Consider the following 16,814-nt stretch of genomic DNA (forward strand, 5'->3'; position numbering starts at 1 on the left):
CACCCGGACGGGCGATCTGCGGCCCCCAAATCTTGCGCCGTACGTCCAGTACGCCCACAAGATCTGGGGGCCGCAGCTCATCCCGCCGGGCACGTCCTCGCTCGGAACAGCATTGATCAGCGTTTCCCTAAGGCTTGTTCCGTCATCCCGGCGGAAGCCGGGATCTCTGTAGGGCTGGTTACGGGCGAGAACCGTCCGCAGCGGCACCCCCGTGGTGCGTCCAGCCGGCGTCCGGTCTTGACCGATGAAGTCCGACCCGCAACGCTGGCGTATCCCCTCGGAGTAGGAGGCCCCTGTGGCCAAGCTGAAGAAGATGCTCAAACGGGCCCGCGAACTGAGCTATCTGCCGTTCCCGGACCGGACGCCGGTGGACCCGCCGCTGAAGAGGCCGATCGACCTGATCAAGGCATTCATCGTCGCTTGGGAGGCCAAGGACGCCGACGCCATCGGCAGGCTGTTCGTGGAGGACGCCGACTTCATCAATGTGGTCGGCCTGCGTTGGACCGGACGCCGCTCGATCGTCAAGGCGCAGCGTTTTGCGTTCACCACCGCGTTTCCGGACGCCCGCCTGGAGTTGGAGGAGGCGCATCAGCGCTTCCTCGGCGACGACGCCGCCGTGGTGATCGCCCGTTGGCAGATCGTGGGCCAGGTCGATCCGGACGGCGAACCGGTCGACCCGCGCCGCGGGGTGCTCAGCGCCACGCTGGTGAAGCTGGCCGACGACACCTGGCTGGGGGTCAGCTGCCAGAACACCGACATTGCGGCCGCCGCCGACACGAATATTTCCCGCGGTGGCACGATCAGCGCCGCCAGCTACATCAAAGGCCCCACACCCGCCGAGCTCGCCGCAGCCGACCGCGACGACCGCTGACGGCAGACTCAAGAACGCAACCATGACGGCGTCCGGACGGCAAATGGTCCGCCGCGGCGTGCTGGGTGCGCGGGGTTGGCGTCCGCGAACGGCGGTGATCCGGCGGCGGCGCCGGGGGTAGTCTCTGCGCACCGAGCGAAGGAGATTCGATGTCACGGGAAGGCCTCAGGCCCGCCACCCTCGCCGTCACCGCCGGCCGGCCCGGACGGACGCCCGGAACCCCGGTCAGCCCCGACATCGAGTTGTCGTCGACCTACGTCTCCTGGGGTCCCTACGGGTTCGGCGAGTCGATGTATGCCCGCGGCGACAATGCCACCTGGAAGCTCTTCGAGGAGGCGGTCGGGACGCTGGAGGGCGCACCTGACGGCGCGATCGCCTTTCCGTCGGGGATGGCGGCCGGGACGGCGATCCTGGAGTTGGTGCCGGACGGCGGCCAGCTGGTGATGGCCGACACCTGCTACAACACGATGCTGGCGCTGGCGAGCGAGCGGGCGGCCGCGGGACGGTTCCGGCTGACCACGGTGGACGCCTCCGGCACCGCCGCAGTCGTCGCCGCGCTGCCTGGCGCCGACTGGCTGCTGCTGGAGTCTCCGACCAACCCGCTGCTGCAGGTCGCCGACCTGCGGGCGCTGTGTGCGGCGGCGAAGGCGGCCGGTGTCCGGGTGGGCGTTGACAACACCTTCGCCACCCCGCTGCTGCAGAATCCGTTGGCGCTGGGCGCCGACGTGGTGATGCATTCGGCCACCAAGTACCTGTCCGGACATTCCGATGTGCTGCTGGGCGTCGTCGTGGCCGGCGACCGTGAGCTGGCCGGGAAGGTGCGGCAGTACCGCACCGTGCAGGGCTCGATTCCGGGTCCGATGGAGACCTGGCTGGCGCTGCGCGGGGTGCGGACGCTGCCGGTGCGGTTGGAGCGGGCGCAAGCCAGCGCGGGCGTCCTGGCGGAGCGGTTGGCGGCGCATCCGGCAGTGGCACGGGTGCGCTACCCAGGTCTGCCCGACGACCCCGGACATGCCGTCGCGCGAGCCCAGATGCGAGGTTTCGGGGCCATGCTGTCGATCGAGATCGCCGGCGGCGAGGCGGCCGCGCAGGCGGTGGTCGAGGCGGTTCGGCTGTGGGTTCCGGCGACCAGCCTGGGCGGCGTCGAGTCGCTGATCGAGCGGCGTCGGCGGATCCCGTCCGAACCCGTCTCGGTTCCGCAGAACCTGGTCCGGCTCTCGGTCGGCCTGGAGGACGTCGAGGATCTCTGGGCAGACCTGGATCAGGCGCTCGGCGCGGTGTGACGGCCGCCAGGACACGGGGCTGCGGTCAAGCGCATCGAAAGTCAACCGACGTGCGGCGGGGCGCACTACCTCATTCGCCTGGTGGGTTACGCCATGGAGCACTACGACCGGCACGGCACGGTGCCGCGCGGCATCGAGCGGTTCGTGGTCGATTTCTGGCCAGCCTGAGTCGTCCCGTCCGCCGCCGCCCGCCAGTAGAGTCACAGGAACTTCGCACGAAAGGATGTGCCCATGGGTACGACGTTGTACACACAGGTCGATCCGGAAGAGGTGGGTGTCTCCGGCGCCTACCTGGCCCACATTGATGCCCTGCAGGAGAGATTTCTCGCCCAGAACGCGTACCAGGGCTCCGTCGTCCTGGTCGCCCGACACGGCAAGGTCTGCTACTTCAAGTCGTTCGGCAAGGCCGACGAGGGTGTCTCGATGGCCACCGACAGCATCTTCCGGTTGGCGTCGATGTCGAAGGTGGTGGCCGCCGCTGCCGTGACATCTTCGAACCGCTCGGGATGCGCGAGACCTGGTTCTTTCCGCCTGAGGACGTCTGGCCGCGTATCGCCGCGGTCTACTGGGCGGGCCGGAACGAGCAGCAGACCGAGGCGTCGCCGCTCGGCCTGGGCAACCTGGGACCGCAATACACCTTCAGCCCGGACAAGACCCTGTTCAGTGGTGCCGGCGGACTGCATGGCACCACCGCGGACTACTTCCGGTTCGCCCAGATGCTGCTCAACAATGGCGAACTGGACGGCGTCCGCGTGCTCAGCCCGGCGTCCGTGCGGCTGATGACCAGCAACCAGATCGGCGACCTGAGCAACTGGCAGCTCACCCAGAACAAGTGGGGCTACATGGTCGACCTCCAGGCGGGCGAGAACGCGCCGGCCGGTTCGCTGCACTACCTGGGTGGCCCTGGTGCCTACTCGTGGCAGGGCTTCTTCAGCACCAAATTCGTCAACAACCCCCGCCTGGACACCGTGATCATGACCATGTCCACACCGGGCTTCGACGGCGCCCTGCCGCACAACCTGCGACTAGTGGCTGCAGCCACGGCGGCAGTCGGGGACTGAGGAGCCACTCGCCAGCAACCCGTTCCGGGCTCCACACTCGTCCGCCCGAGAGATCCCGTGGCAAGCACGGGATGACGTGAAGTGAGAGTCACTCCGTCATCCACGCGAACGCCGGTATCTTCGGCGGCACACCGATGACTCCAGCGGTGCCAAACCGGCACGAACGGATCGCGATCTTGGCCCCCCGTCGAGGGAAGGCCGAAATCGCTGGGCAGAGGGTTTCCGGAAAGGCGCGGACGCTCAGGCGCCGATCCGGATCAGCTTCTTGTTCACGAACTCGTCGGCGGCCAGCAGGCCCAGCTCGCGTCCGGTGCCGCTGCGCTTGACGCCGCCGAAGGGCAGCGCCGGCTCGTCGGCCAGCACCAGGTTGACGTAGACCATGCCGGCCTCGATCTTGTTCGCGACCCGCTCGGCCTGCGCGGCGTCCGTGGTGAACACGTACGAGCCGAGGCCGAACTGGGTGGCGTTCGCGACCTGGACGGCTTCGTCCTCGTCGGCGACCCGGTAGACCACGCCGACCGGTCCGAAGAACTCTTCGCGGTAGGCGTCCATGTCGGAGGTGACGCCGGTCAGCACAGTTGCCGGGAAGAACGCGCCGTCCCGGTCGGCGCCGACCACACGAGTCGCGCCCTGGGCGAGCGCCGCGTTGACCTGCTGCTCCAGCCGCTCCGCGGCCGCCAGCGAGGACAGCGGGCCGAGCACGGTGTCGTCGGCGAACGGGTCGCCCAGGGTGGCGGCCGCCATGCCGGCGGCGAACTTCTCCAGGAACGCGTCGTACAGGTCGGCGATCACGATGAAGCGCTTCGCGGCGTTGCAGGACTGGCCGGTGTTGTCCAGCCGGGCATCGACCGCGGCCTGCACGGTGGCGTCCAGATCGTCGGTGCTGAGCAGGATGAACGGGTCCGAGCCGCCCAGCTCGAGGGCGACCTTCTTCAGGTTCCGGCCGGCGATCTCGGCGACGGCAGCACCGGCGCGTTCCGAACCGGTCACCGACACGCCCTGCACCCGGCGGTCGGCGATCACGGCGGCCGCCTGCTCGTTGGTCAGCCGCAGGTCGGTGTAGGCGCCGGCCGGGAAACCCGCATCGGCGTAGAGCTGCGCGATCGCGGCCGCCGACTCCGGGCACTGCGGTGCGTGCTTGAGCAGAATCGTGTTGCCCACCGCCAGGTTCGGCGCCGCGAACCGGGCCACCTGGTAGTAGGGAAAGTTCCACGGCATGATGCCGAGCAGCACCCCCAGCGGCGCGCGGCGGATCACCGCGGTGCCGTCGCCGCCGATCGACAGCGGCTGATCGGCGGTGATCTCGTCGACGTGATCGGCGTAGTACTCGGTGATGTCGGCGGCGAAATCGACCTCGCCCAGCGCGGCCGCCAACGGCTTGCCCATTTCCCGGACGATGGTCGCGGCAAGCTCGTCGCGGCGCTCCCGGTGCAGCTGTGCCACGGCCCGCAGCAACTCGGCCCGCTCGGCCGGGGTGGAGCTGCGTCCCCAGCCGCGGTAGGTGGCGTCGGCGGCGGCGAGGGCGGCCTCGACCTCGGCGTCGGTGGCGGTCGGGTAACTGGCCAGGGTCTGGCCGGTGGCCGGGTTGACGACGGTGTAGTCGCTCATGATGGTCCCTTCGTTTCCGCTCAGTCGGCGGGGATCAGCGTGTACTTGGTGGACAGGAATTCGTGGATGCCTTCCGGCCCGCCCTCGCGGCCGATGCCGGACTGTTTGACCCCGCCGAACGGGGCCGCCGCGTTGGAGACCACCCCGACGTTGAGGCCCATCATTCCGGTCTCCAGCCGGTCGATCAGCCGGTGGCCGCGGGCCAGGTCGCGGGTGAAGGCGTAGGACACCAGGCCGTAGTCGGTGTCGTTGGCGAGTCGGACGGCTTCGTCCTCGTCGGCGAAGGTGGCGATCGCCAGCACCGGGCCGAAGATCTCCTCGTGCAGAATGGCGCTGCCAGGGCGGACGCCGGCGACCACGGTCGGTTCGAAGAACGTGCCCGGCCCGGTCAGGGCGTTGCCGCCGGTGAGCACGGACGCGCCGCGTTCGACGGCGTCCCGGACCAGTTCGTCGGCCTTGGCGACGGCCCGGTCGTCGATCAGCGGCCCGATCTGGACGCCATCGTCGGTGCCGCGTCCGACCTTCAACGAAGCAACCCGTGCCGTGATCCGGCGGGCGAACTCGTCCGCGACCGATTCGTGCACGATGAACCGGTTGGCGGCCGTGCAGGCCTGACCGATGTTGCGGAATTTGGCCACCATGGCGCCCTCGACCGCCTGATCGAGATCGGCGTCGTCGAAGACCAGGAAGGGTGCGTTGCCGCCCAGCTCCATCGAGACCCGCAGGACGCGGTCGGCGGCCTGGGCGAGCAGCCGGCGTCCGACCTCGGTGGAGCCGGTGAACGACAGCTTCCGCAGCCGCGGGTCGGCGATCAACGGAGCGGACGTCACCGACGACCGCCTGGTCGTGTACACATTCACCACACCGGCCGGAAGCCCGGCCTCGACCAGCAGCTGCACGAAGTACAACGTGGTCAGCGGGGTCAGCTCGGGCGGCTTGATCACCACCGTGCAGCCGGCGGCCAGCGCCGGCGCGATCTTGCGGGTGGCCATCGCGAACGGGAAGTTCCACGGCGTGATGAACAGGCACGGCCCGACCGGACGCTGCGACACGATCATCCGTCCGGTGCCTTCCGGGTTCAGCCCGTAGCGGCCAGAGATCCGCACCGCCTCTTCGCTGAACCAGCGCAGGAACTCGCCGCCGTAGACGACCTCGCCGCGGGCCTCGGCCAGCGGTTTGCCCATCTCCAGGGTCATCAGCAGCGCCAGACTCTCGGAACGTTCCCGGACCAGGTCGAAGGCCCGGCGCAGAATGTCGCTGCGCCGGCGCGGCGGGGTGGCCGCCCACGATTCCTGCGCGGCGACCGCGGCGTCCAGCGCGTGCACCGCGTCCGCAGCCGAGGCGTCGGCGATCTCCACCAACAGCTCGCCGGTGGCCGGATCGAACACCGGCAGCCTTCCGCCGCCCTCGGCCGGCGTCCATTCGCCGCCGATGAACAGGCCGGTCGGCAGCGCGGCGAGCAGATCCCGCTCGTTCGGGGCGGTCATCGGCGTACCTTTCGTAGGCTTTCGGGGGCGTCCATCGACAGGGTCTGGCCGCGGAAGAATGCCGGACGCCTGATCGACTGCCAGATCATCACGACCACGCCGACCAAGATGACCGCCACGCCGAGAATGAAGACCAGGCCGATGCCGCCGACCTCCGACCCGCTGCCGTAGCCCGGATCCATCGAGTCTTTCAACGTGGTGACGAACAGCACCAACAGAATCGTGCCGCCGATCAGCGGGCAGAGCAGAGTGAAGAAGAACAGCCGCGCCGAATCGAACCACTGCTTGCGGAAATACCACACGCAGGCGAATGCGGTCAGCCCGTAGTAGAAGCAGATCATCATGCCCAGGGCGGTAATGGTGTCCCACAGCGCGTCCTCGCTGAGCACCCGCATCACCACGTAGAAGCCGGACGCCACGATCGACGACGCGATGGTCGCGTAACCGGGGGTGAAGAAGCGCGGGCTGACCGCGGCGAACTTCGGCGACAGCGCGCCGTAGTGGCCCATCGCCAGCAGGGTGCGGGCCGGCGACACGAACGTCGACTGCAGCGAGGACGCCGAACTGGTCAGCACGGCCAGCGAGACCAGGAAGGCCAGCGGCCCCAGAATCGGCCCGGACAGGTGGAAGAACACGTTCCCCTGGATCTTGGCATTGCCCAGGCCCAGTTCGCCGTCGCCGACGCCGGCATACATGATCATCGCGACGGCGAGCAGCAGATACAGGCTGACGATGGTGAACACGGTGACGGTCGCGGCGCGTCCCGGCGTCTTCTCCGGATCCTTGGTCTCCTCGTTCATGGTGAGGGTGACGTCCCAGCCCCAGAAGATGAAGATCGACAGCGACAATCCGGCCGCGAAGGTGCCGAACGACGCCAGCTCGAACGGGTTGAACCAAGAGAACTGGAATGCCGTGTAGTCGAAGCCGCCGCCATTCACGGCCTGGACGATGGTGGTGATCGCGAAGAACAGCAGCACCAGCAGCTGGAAGCTGACCAGGAAATACTGCAGCTTCTGCGTGGTCTGCATGTCGCGGTAGGAGATGGTGGTCGCACCGAGCATGAACAGCAGACAGACCGCGATGTTGATCCAGGTCACGCCTGCCAGTTCGGCGATCGATTCGTTGCCGGTCAGCTGCGCGATCAGCAGGAACAGGAACTCGACGGCGATGCCGGCCAGGTTGGACAGCACCAGAATCGTGGCCGCGACCAGGCCCCAGCCGGCCATCCAGCCGATCCACGGGCCGAACGCACGGGTGGCCCAGGTGAACGAGGTGCCCGAATCGGGCATCTCGCGGTTGAGCTCGCGGTAGCCGAAGGCGACCAGCAGCATCGGCAGGAAGCCGACCAGGATCACGGCGGGCACCTGCAGACCGACCACCGACGCGGTCGGCCCGACTGCCGCGGTGAAGGTGTAGGCCGGCGCGATGCACGAGATGCCGATGACGACCGCGCCGATCAGGCCGACGCTGCCGGCGCTCAGGCCCTTCTGGGAGATGCCGTGGTCGGCGGACTCGGGCGTGGTGGAGGTGTCGCTGCTCATACGTCGGCTCCTTCATGGTGATGTGCACGGGGCACGACGACGACCGGGACGGGCACTTCGTGGAGCATCTTGCCCACGGTGGAGCCGAGGAACAGCCGGCGAGGCTGGGCGAGCCGCCCGGATCCGGCGAGCAGCAGTTCGCCGGGCTGCCAGTCCAGTGCCGCGACGGCGGATTCGATACTGTCGCCGTCCGCAACCACCACCTCGGTCACCATGCCTTGGGGCAGTGCGGTGTTGGTCGCGGCCAGCACCTCGCTCGCCTGCGTGGAGTGGGCGAGCCGGATGGCCGCCGTATCGGCGGAAACCGGCAGATCGATCGCGAGCAGCGACAGCAGCCGGACGCCGACGCCGGTGGTGGACGCCAGCGCGGCGGCGTCCGCAGCGAGCGCGCCGCCGTCGGGTCGGGGGCCGACCGCCACGGTGAGCCGAGTGATCGGAGTCTCGGCGGCGAGCTTGCGGGCGCCGCGCGGCACCAGCACCACCGGTACGTCGGAGGAGTACAGCAGCTCGGTGCTGGTGGTGCCGAGCCGGTGTCGTCCGCGCAGCCCACCGCCACCGGCACCGACCACGATGTGTCCGGCGTCCACGTCGTGGGCCAGGTCGATCAGGCCTTCGGCGAAGGAGTCGGACGAAGCGATCCGCGGCCGCGCGGCCACGCCGTGGGGCAGTCGTCCGATCGCCTCGTCCAGCCACTGCTGGGCGAGGGTGTGCAGGTGTCGGTCGTAGGACGCGTCCGGCGGGGTGATGACGCTGCGACCCTGCGCCGGCAGGATGACGGCCACGTCGAGCGGGACGGACAGGGCGGCGGCCAGCCGGGCGGCGAAGACGACGGCGTCGCGGCCCCGCTTCGTGGCGGTATAGCCGACGACGATGGGTGAACTCATGCAGGGATCTCCTCGAGGATTTGGTGGGCAACCAGGCGCCCCATCCGGATGGCGCCGTCGACGTGCTGGTAACCGGCGCCGGCCAGGTCGCTGCAGGCGAACCGGATCGGGCCGACCGGGGTGCGCAGATCGGCGCCGTAGCGGTGCAGGCCGCCGAGGTCGAAGCTGGCGGCGTAGGCGCCGCGGGTCCATTCCTCGCTGCCCCAGTCGCTCTCGTAGTAGACGAGCGGGTTCAAGGCCTCGGGTCCGTAGTAGTGGGAGAGCGACTCCAGGATGCGCTGTTTGCGCTCGTCGGCGCTGACCCGGAAGACGTCGTCGGCGTTGCGGTCGGAGACGAATCCGACCAGGGTGCCGCGCTCGTCGCCGTGGTTGGTGTTGTCGTAGGCCTCGTGGGAGAGCTCGTACGGGCTGAACGCGGTGCCGGATAGGCCCTGCTCGCGCCAGAACGGACGGTCGTAGACGGCGTGCACCTTGATCACGAAGCCCATCGACAGGTGCTGGTGCAGCTGGTGCTGCAACCGCGGCATCGGCGGCACGAAGGAGATCCGGTGGTACAGCACCGGCGCCAGCGCCAGGATCGCCTGCCGGGCATGGACGGTGACGCCGTCGGCGATCGCCGTGACGCCGTCGTCGCCCCACTTCAGCGTCCGGACCGGCTGGTTCAGGAACACGTCGTCCCCGAGCCGTTCGGCCAGCGCCAGCGGCACCCGCTGCAGCCCCCCGACGACCCGCTTGTCCAGGATGAAGTCGGCGTCCACCAGATGCGAGTAGCTGCCTGCCGAGGCCGCCATCAACAACGATTGCAGCAGCGAGAAGGCGTGGATCGGCTTGGTCAGCATCGCCGGGCCGGTCGCGAAGGCAAGGTTCCGGACGGCTTCGTCGTCGTCGGTCTGCGCCCGCAGCCAGGCCTCCCAGGAGATCGAGTCCCACTCGGCCGCCTTCGGATGTGCCCAGGGGCGGTCCGGGTCGATCTCGGCCACCATCGCGTCCAGCCGTTCGGTGATCTCAGCGATCACCCGAGCCGTCTCGGGGGCCACCGGGAAGACGTCACCGGTGAACCGGACCAGCTTGCCGTCCGGGCCGATGTAGACCGAGTCGCCCTCACGGTAGCGCTGGTAGGTCTCCAACCCCAGCTCGTCGATGGTCTCGATCAGCGCGCTCTGGTCGGGGGAGACCCACTGGCCGCCGATCTCCAGCAGCGCGCCGTCGATGACGTCGGTCCACAGCCGTCCGCCGATCCGGTCGCGGGCCTCGAGCACGGCGACGGACGTTCCCGCCTTGGTGAGCTCGGTGGCCGCGGTCAGGCCGGCGACACCGGCCCCGACGATGACGACGTCACGGGTGATCTCGTTCAATTGCGGGTTCTCCTTCTGCTTCGAAGCTCGGTAGATCAGTTCGCGGCCAGTGCCGCGGCCACGACGTCGAGGCCCTCGCGCAGCAGGTCGTCGGTGATGGTCAGCGGCGGCAGGAACCGGATCACGTTGCCGTAGGTGCCGCAGGTGAGCACGATGACGCCCTCGGCGATGGCGGCCTTTGCCACGGTCGCGGTCAGCGCGGCGTCCGGGGCCTTCGTCACGGGGTCGACGAACTCGGCGGCGATCATCGCGCCGTGACCGCGGACGTCGCCGATTCGCGGGTCGGACGCCTGCAGGGCCGTCAGCCGCTGCTTCAACAGGTCGCCGAGCTGGACGGCCCGCTCCAGCAGTCCCTCAGTCTCGAAAGCGTCGATTGCCGCCAACGCTGCCGCGCACGCCACCGGGTTGCCTCCGTAGGTGCCGCCCAAGCCGCCGGTGTGCGGGGCGTCCATGATGTCGGCGCGGCCGGTGACCCCGGCCAGCGGCATGCCGCCCGCGATGCCCTTGGCGGTGACCACCAGGTCGGGGACGATGCCGAACAGTTCGCTGGCGAACATGACGCCGGTGCGTCCGAAACCGGACTGCACCTCGTCGGCGATGAACACGACGTCGTTCGCCCGGCACCAGTCGACGATCGCCGGCAGGAAGCCGTCCGCCGGGACGATGAAACCGCCCTCGCCCTGGATCGGCTCGATGATCACCGCGGCCAGGTTGTCGGCGCCGATCTGCTTCTCCATCACCGCGATCGCCTGGGCCGCAGCCTCGGGGCCGGTCAGGCCGTCCCGGAACGGATACGACATCGGCGCCCGGTAGATCTCGGCGGCGAACGGGCCGAAGCCGCTCTTGTAGGGCATCGACTTCGCGGTCAGGCCCATGGTCAGGTTGGTGCGGCCGTGGTAGGCGTGGTCGAAGGCCACCACCGCCTGTCGGCCGGTGAATTTGCGGGCGATCTTGACCGCGTTCTCGACTGCTTCGGCGCCCGAGTTGAACAGCGCGCTGCGCTTCTCGAAATCGCCGGGGGTCAACCGGTTGAGTGCCTCGGCGACCGCCACATAGCCCTGGTACGGCGAGATCATGAAGCAGGTATGGGTGAACTGGGCGGCCTGCGCGGCGATCGCGGCGGCCACCTTGGGGTGCGCGTTGCCGATCGTGGTGACCGCGATGCCGGAGCCCAGATCGATCAGCGAGTTACCGTCGGCGTCGACGACCACGCCGCCGCCGGCGGCGACCGCCTCGATGGGCACGGTGTGTCCGACCCCGGCAGCGACCGCGGCCGCCTTGCGGGCCAACAGCTGCTGCGATCGGGGTCCTGGAATGGCGGTGACGAGGCGCCGCTCTTGCGGAAGAGCCGGGCCCCCGAGCGAGACGGGGGTATCGAGGCCGAGAGACATGATCGGAGCCTACGGCCGGGTCTGACACTCCGCATTGGCCGTTGTGTCTATTATTCGCAGATAGTTATACGTAGCGTCTAAGCGTCGGGACCAAGGAGGTGGCGATGGCCGATCCGCAGCCGACCTTGCGGGCACTGCTGGCGCGCCGCGACCTGGGTTTGCGGCTGGCGTCGGCCGAGGACGAGCTCGCGCCCGACGCCCTGGACGCCCCGTTGCGTTGGGTGCACAGCTCCGATCTGGCCGACCCGACCCCGTTCCTGACCGACGAGCTGCTACTGCTGACCACCGGCACCCAGTTCTCCGGTGGGGACGGCCCAGCATCGTACGACGCCTATGTAGAGCGGTTGGGACGGCGCGGCGTCCGCGGCCTCGGATTCGGCACCGAAGTGGTGCGGGACGGCATTCCGGCCGGGCTGGCCCAGGCCTGCCGCCATCAGCGGATGCCGCTGTTCGAGGTGCCGTATCGGACGCCGTTCATCGCGGTGGCCAGGGCGAATGCCGAGGCGGTCGCCGCGCTGGCCTATGCCCGCCGGACCTGGGCGCTCGCCGCGCAGCGGGCGATCTCGTTGGCGGCGTTGCAGCCGGACGGGTTGGGCGCGACGGTCGCCGAGTTAGGCCGGCAGCTGGAGTCGTGGGTCGGGCTGTTCGACGCGTCCGGCGCGCTGGTCCGTGACCATCCGGTCGGCGGCCTAGGCCCGGTAGCCCTCGACGGGGTCACCGGCGAGGTGGGTGCCATGCTGCGCCGCGGCGTCCGGGCCGGGTCGTCGCTGGAGGCGGCGGGGGAGAGCTTCACGCTGCAGACCCTCGGACGCGGCGGCCAGTTGCGCGGCGCGATCGCGATCGCCGCGGGCGGGCTGGACGTGGAAAGCCGGGCCGTGATCACCTCGGTGATCGCGATGGCCGGTCTCGCCCTGGAACAGAACGTCGGGATCAACCGCGCCCGCGAGGTCTTACGCGCCGGCCTGGTGCGGAGCCTGCTGGCCGACGATCCCACACTGGCCGCCCCGGTCGTCCGCGAGCTCTGGACGCCGCTGCCACCGGCACCCATCGTGGTGGCGGTCGCCACCCTCGCGACGGCACGTGCTCAGGTGGCGGCCGACTGGCTGGAGGCGCGCAGTGGCGACCGCGCGGTCTTTCACGGCCCCGGGCCGGACGGCCTGGCGATCGCCGTTGCCAGCCTGGATGAGTCGCTGCTGGCCGAGTTCGCGGCCCTGTTCGACGCCCGCGTCGGGGTCTCGCGCCCCACCGACTACGACGGATTTGCCCAGGCCCACGCCGAGGCGGTGGCTGCACGCGCCCGGCGCGGCGTCCCCGGCCGGGCCACCCGGTTCGCCGATCTGGCAGGAAAAGGCGTTCTCGCGCAGCTCACCGGGACGCAGGCGTCCGCCGTCGCCTCGGCCTACCTGGAACCGCTGCGCAGCCACGACCGAACGCACGGAACCGCCCTGCTGCACACGGTGCGGGTCTGGCTGGAATCCGACGCCCGGATCGATGCCGCGGCACACACCCTCGGCGTCCATCGCCATACGGTCCGCTCCCGTGTCGCGCAAGCCCAGAAGCTGCTCGGGGTCGACCTCGCCGGTTTCCCGGCGCGCGCCGAGCTGTGGGCAGCGCTGGTGGCGACGGTGTGAGGCTCACCGGAACGTCCGGGCCAAGGCGGCACGCTACGGCGAGTGCCGTCCGGAACCGTGGGTGGGCGGGGTTAGGGTGGGGGCTCTCCGCTGGACTTCCCCCTGGCGATCCGTCACCACAGACTCTGGAGGTCGAAACCGCCGATGGCCGATGGGTTCGTGCATCTGCATTGCCATTCCGAGTACTCGATGCTGGACGGGGCGGCGCGGCTGAAGGACCTGGTCAAGGGCTGCGAGCAGATGGGCATGCCGGCCCTGGCGGTCACCGACCACGGCAACTTGTTCGGCGCCTACGAGTGGTACAAGGTGGCCAAGGGCTCCGCGGTGAAGCCGATCATCGGGCTGGAGGCGTACCTCACCCCGAAGACCCACCGCAGCGAGCGCAAGCGGGTGCAGTGGGGGGACGGCACCGGCGACGACGTGGCGTCCAAGGGCGCCTACACCCACATGACGATGTGGGCGCAGAACTCCGAGGGCATGCACAACCTGTTCCGGCTCAGCTCGCTGAGCTCGCTGGAGGGCTTCTTCTACAAGCCGCGCGCCGACCGGGAACTGCTCAACCGGTACGCCAAGGGCCTGCTGGGCACCACCGGCTGCCCGTCCGGCGAGGTGCAGACCTATCTGCGGCTCGGCCAGTACCAGCAGGCGGTCGAGTCGGCCGCCGAGTTCCGCGACATCTTCGGTGCCGGCAACTTCTACTGCGAGCTGATGGATCACGGTCTCGACATCGAACGCCGGGTCCGGCACGACCTGCTGCGGCTGGCGAAGGACCTAAAACTGCCGCTGGTGGCGACCAACGACCTGCACTACGTGCACGCCAGGGACGCCGACGCCCACGACACCCTGCTCTGCGTGTCGTCCGGCTCGAACCGGGACACCCCGAACCGGTTCAAATTCGACGGCAACGGCTACTACCTGAAGAGTCCCGCCGAGATGCGCGAGCTCTGGCGCGAGCTGCCGGAGGCCTGCGACAACACGCTGGCCATCGCCGAACGGTGCGAGACCCATTTCGACGAGGGCACCGGCACCTACATGGCTCGTTTCCCGGTGCCGGCCGGTGAGACCGAGGAATCCTGGTTCGCCAAAGAGGTCCGCCGTGGTCTGGAGCGCCGCTTCCCCGGCGGCGTCCCGGAATACGCCACCACCCAAGCCGAATTCGAAATGAGCGTCATCGCTGGAAAAGGCTATTCGGGATACTTCTTGGTGGTTGCCGACTTCATCAACTGGGCGAAGAACAACGGCATCCGGGTGGGCCCGGGCCGCGGTTCCGGTGCCGGTTCGATGTGCGCCTACGCGCTGCGAATCACCGACCTCGACCCGGTGCCGCACGGACTGATCTTCGAACGCTTCCTGAACCCGGAACGCCCCTCAATGCCCGACTTCGACATCGACTTCGACGAGCGTCGGCGGGGCGAGGTGATCCGCTACGTCACCGAGCGGTACGGCGACGACCACGTCTGCCAGATCGTCACCTACGGCACCATCAAGGCCAAGCAGGCGATCAAGGACGCCGGCCGGGTGCTGGGCAAGCCGTTCGGCCTGGGTGAGCGGATCACCAAGGCCTACACCCCGCCGGTGATGGGCAAGGACGTCCCGCTGCCCGAGGTGTTCAATCCGCAGCACGCCCGCTACGCCGAGGGCGGCGAGTTCCGGGCCATGTATGAGTCCGAGCCCGAGGTGAAAGAGGTCGTCGACACGGCGATGGGCATCGAGGGCCTGAAGCGGCAGTGGGGCGTCCATGCCGCCGGCGTGATCATGTCGTCGGCGCCACTGCTCGACGTCATCCCGATCATGAAGCGGGAGTCCGACGGGCAGATCATCACCCAGTTCGACTACCCCAGCTGCGAGGCGCTGGGACTGGTCAAGATGGACTTCCTGGGCCTGCGGAACCTGACCATCCTGGACGACGCCATCGCCAACGTGAAGGCGAACCGGGGCCTCGACCTCGACCTGGACGAGCTCAGCAAAGATCCGACCGACGCCAAGACCTACCAGCTGCTCGCCTCCGGCGACACCCTCGGCATCTTCCAGCTTGACGGCTCCGGCATGCGCGTGCTGCTGCGGCAGATGCAGCCGGACAACTTCGAGGACATCTCCGCGGCGCTGGCGCTCTACCGGCCAGGCCCGATGGGCGCCAACAGCCACACCAATTACGCGCTGCGCAAGACCGGCAAGCAGCCGATCACCGCGATCCATCCCGAGCTGGCCGAGCCGCTGGCCGAGATCCTCGACCTCACCTATGGCCTGATCGTCTACCAGGAGCAGGTGCAGCAGATCGCGGTGAAGGTGGCCAACTACACCCTCGGCGCGGCCGACCAGCTGCGCCGGGCGATGGGCAAGAAGAAGAAAGAGGTGCTGGACGCCGAATTCGTCAACTTCGAATCCGGCATGCTGGCCAACGGCTTCTCCGCCTCGGCGATCAAAGCGCTGTGGGACATTCTGGTGCCGTTCTCCGACTACGCGTTCAACAAGGCGCACACCGCCGCCTACGGACTGATCTCGTACTGGACGGCGTACCTGAAGGCCAATTATCCGGCCGAATACATGGCGGCACTGCTCCAGTCGGTGAAGGACGACAAGGACAAGTCGGCGATCTATCTGGCCGAATGCCGCCGGATGGGTATCAAGGTGCTGCCGCCCGACGTCAACGAATCCGACGGCATGTTCACCCCGGTCGGCAGCGACATCCGTTATGGCCTGGGCGCCATCCGCAATGTCGGCGACAACGTGGTGAAGGGCATCGTCGAGGGCCGCGAAAGCAACGGCAAAGCGTCCGACTTCAACGAATTCCTCGACAACGTGCCCCTGGTGGTCTGCAACAAGCGGGTCATCGAGTCACTGATCAAGGCCGGGGCGTTCGACTCGCTGGGCCACACCCGGCGGGCGCTGATGGAGTGCTACGAGCAGAAGGTCGACGAGGTCATCGACCTGAAGCGCAACCAGGCCAACGGCCAGGACGACCTGTTCGGCGACTTCGGCGAGGGAGAGGCGCTGGTCAGCACCCCGGTGCCGCAGGTCGAGGAGTGGGAGAAGCGCGTCCGGCTGGCCTTCGAACGGGAGATGCTCGGGCTGTACGTCTCCGACCATCCGCTGCTCGGGCTGGAGCACGTGCTGCTGGCCAACCGAGACCACTCGATCGGCCAGATCGTCGCCGAGGACGGCCCGCGCGACATCCAGACCACCATCGCCGGGATGATCACTCAGGTCACCCGCAAGCAGACCAAGAACGGTGACCTGTGGGCGATCCTGTCCGTGGAGGACCTGGACGCCTCGGTCGAGGTGCTGCTGTTCCCGAAGGTGTACAACCTGGTCGCGCTGCAACTGGCCACCGACACCATCGTCCGGATCAAGGGCCGGGTGGTCGGCAAGGACGAGGGCGTCGAGATCCGCGGCACCGACGTCGGCTTCCCGGACGTGTCCGAAGGCCCGTCCGGGCCGGTGGTGATCTCGCTGCCGGCGGCCCGGTGCACGCCCGCGGTGGTGCAGCAGCTACGCACGGTGCTGACCAATCACCCCGGCGCCACCGAGGTGCGGGTCCGGCTCACCACCTCCAACCGCACCACGGTGTGGAAGCTGGAGGAGACCCTCCGGGTGATGCCGTCCCCGCCGCTGATGGCCGACCTGAAGGCCCTGCTCGGGCCGTCGTGCGTGAGCGTATGACATCCACCGCCGAGCCACCGGTCCGCGCCACTAGGCTGAGCC

11 protein-coding genes and 1 pseudogene are annotated in these 16,814 nt (G+C 68.9%); 6 read left to right on the top strand and 6 right to left on the bottom strand.

From position 1 onward, the window contains the following. The first annotated feature begins 295 nt into the window (after positions 1-295). The 4 genes and pseudogenes from QM619_RS04510 (at position 296) to QM619_RS04525 (ending at position 3,215) form a co-directional block, all read left to right on the top strand. A complete protein-coding gene (locus QM619_RS04510; protein ID WP_415104749.1) occupies positions 296-871 on the top strand; it encodes an SgcJ/EcaC family oxidoreductase in 576 nt (191 codons plus the stop codon). Positions 872-1,020: 149 nt separating this feature from the next. Beyond that, entirely contained in the window at positions 1,021-2,154 is a 1,134-nt protein-coding gene (locus QM619_RS04515; RefSeq protein ID WP_415104751.1) for a trans-sulfuration enzyme family protein, read from the top strand. A gap of 231 nt (positions 2,155-2,385) precedes the next feature. Then, a pseudogene (locus QM619_RS04520) lies at positions 2,386-2,627 on the top strand (serine hydrolase); the annotation flags it as partial. Between the two features lie 15 nt (positions 2,628-2,642). Then, the gene (locus QM619_RS04525; protein WP_415104787.1) at positions 2,643-3,215 is read left to right on the top strand and encodes a serine hydrolase domain-containing protein; all 573 of its coding nucleotides are present in this window, start codon (positions 2,643-2,645) and stop codon (positions 3,213-3,215) included. Positions 3,216-3,455: 240 nt separating this feature from the next. On the opposite strand, the gene QM619_RS04530 is transcribed toward QM619_RS04525, so the two are convergent. From QM619_RS04530 to gabT, 6 genes are read right to left on the bottom strand one after another with little or no spacing between them, the layout of a single operon-like run. Further along, entirely contained in the window at positions 3,456-4,823 is a 1,368-nt protein-coding gene (locus tag QM619_RS04530; protein WP_415104753.1) for an NAD-dependent succinate-semialdehyde dehydrogenase, read from the bottom strand. A gap of 20 nt (positions 4,824-4,843) precedes the next feature. Beyond that, on the bottom strand, positions 4,844-6,310 hold the full coding sequence (locus QM619_RS04535) for an NAD-dependent succinate-semialdehyde dehydrogenase (RefSeq protein WP_415104755.1): 1,467 nt from the start codon (positions 6,308-6,310) through the stop codon (positions 4,844-4,846). Next, the gene (locus tag QM619_RS04540) at positions 6,307-7,851 is read right to left on the bottom strand and encodes an APC family permease (RefSeq protein WP_415104757.1); all 1,545 of its coding nucleotides are present in this window, start codon (positions 7,849-7,851) and stop codon (positions 6,307-6,309) included. The genes QM619_RS04535 and QM619_RS04540 overlap by 4 nt, the downstream gene beginning before the upstream one ends. Then, a complete protein-coding gene (locus tag QM619_RS04545; protein WP_415104759.1) occupies positions 7,848-8,735 on the bottom strand; it encodes a universal stress protein in 888 nt (295 codons plus the stop codon). Before QM619_RS04545 ends, QM619_RS04540 begins: the two co-directional genes overlap by 4 nt. After that, entirely contained in the window at positions 8,732-10,234 is a 1,503-nt protein-coding gene (locus QM619_RS04550; protein ID WP_415104789.1) for a flavin monoamine oxidase family protein, read from the bottom strand. Before QM619_RS04550 ends, QM619_RS04545 begins: the two co-directional genes overlap by 4 nt. After that, a complete protein-coding gene (gene gabT / locus QM619_RS04555) occupies positions 10,126-11,481 on the bottom strand; it encodes a 4-aminobutyrate--2-oxoglutarate transaminase (RefSeq protein ID WP_415104761.1) in 1,356 nt (451 codons plus the stop codon). Before gabT ends, QM619_RS04550 begins: the two co-directional genes overlap by 109 nt. Before the next feature lie 104 nt (positions 11,482-11,585). Between gabT and QM619_RS04560 the strand changes: the two genes are divergently transcribed. Both QM619_RS04560 and dnaE read left to right on the top strand, forming a co-directional pair. Then, positions 11,586-13,112: a PucR family transcriptional regulator ligand-binding domain-containing protein gene (locus tag QM619_RS04560; protein WP_415104763.1), complete on the top strand. Its 1,527-nt coding sequence runs from the start codon at positions 11,586-11,588 to the stop codon at positions 13,110-13,112. A gap of 144 nt (positions 13,113-13,256) precedes the next feature. After that, a complete protein-coding gene (gene dnaE, locus QM619_RS04565) occupies positions 13,257-16,772 on the top strand; it encodes a DNA polymerase III subunit alpha (RefSeq protein WP_415104765.1) in 3,516 nt (1,171 codons plus the stop codon). Positions 16,773-16,814: the final 42 nt, after the last annotated feature.

Source organism: Micropruina sp. (genome assembly GCF_047606665.1).
GTDB lineage: Bacteria > Actinomycetota > Actinomycetes > Propionibacteriales > Propionibacteriaceae > Micropruina.

Coding starts and splice junctions, on each gene's coding strand:
- QM619_RS04535 (WP_415104755.1), bottom strand. CDS start 6,310: ATGACCGCCCCGAACGAGCGGGATCTGCTCGCCGCGCTGCCGACCGGC.
- gabT (WP_415104761.1), bottom strand. CDS start 11,481: ATGTCTCTCGGCCTCGATACCCCCGTCTCGCTCGGGGGCCCGGCTCTT.
- dnaE (WP_415104765.1), top strand. CDS start 13,257: ATGGCCGATGGGTTCGTGCATCTGCATTGCCATTCCGAGTACTCGATG.
- QM619_RS04515 (WP_415104751.1), top strand. CDS start 1,021: ATGTCACGGGAAGGCCTCAGGCCCGCCACCCTCGCCGTCACCGCCGGC.
- QM619_RS04540 (WP_415104757.1), bottom strand. CDS start 7,851: ATGAGCAGCGACACCTCCACCACGCCCGAGTCCGCCGACCACGGCATC.
- QM619_RS04560 (WP_415104763.1), top strand. CDS start 11,586: ATGGCCGATCCGCAGCCGACCTTGCGGGCACTGCTGGCGCGCCGCGAC.
- QM619_RS04530 (WP_415104753.1), bottom strand. CDS start 4,823: ATGAGCGACTACACCGTCGTCAACCCGGCCACCGGCCAGACCCTGGCC.
- QM619_RS04545 (WP_415104759.1), bottom strand. CDS start 8,735: ATGAGTTCACCCATCGTCGTCGGCTATACCGCCACGAAGCGGGGCCGC.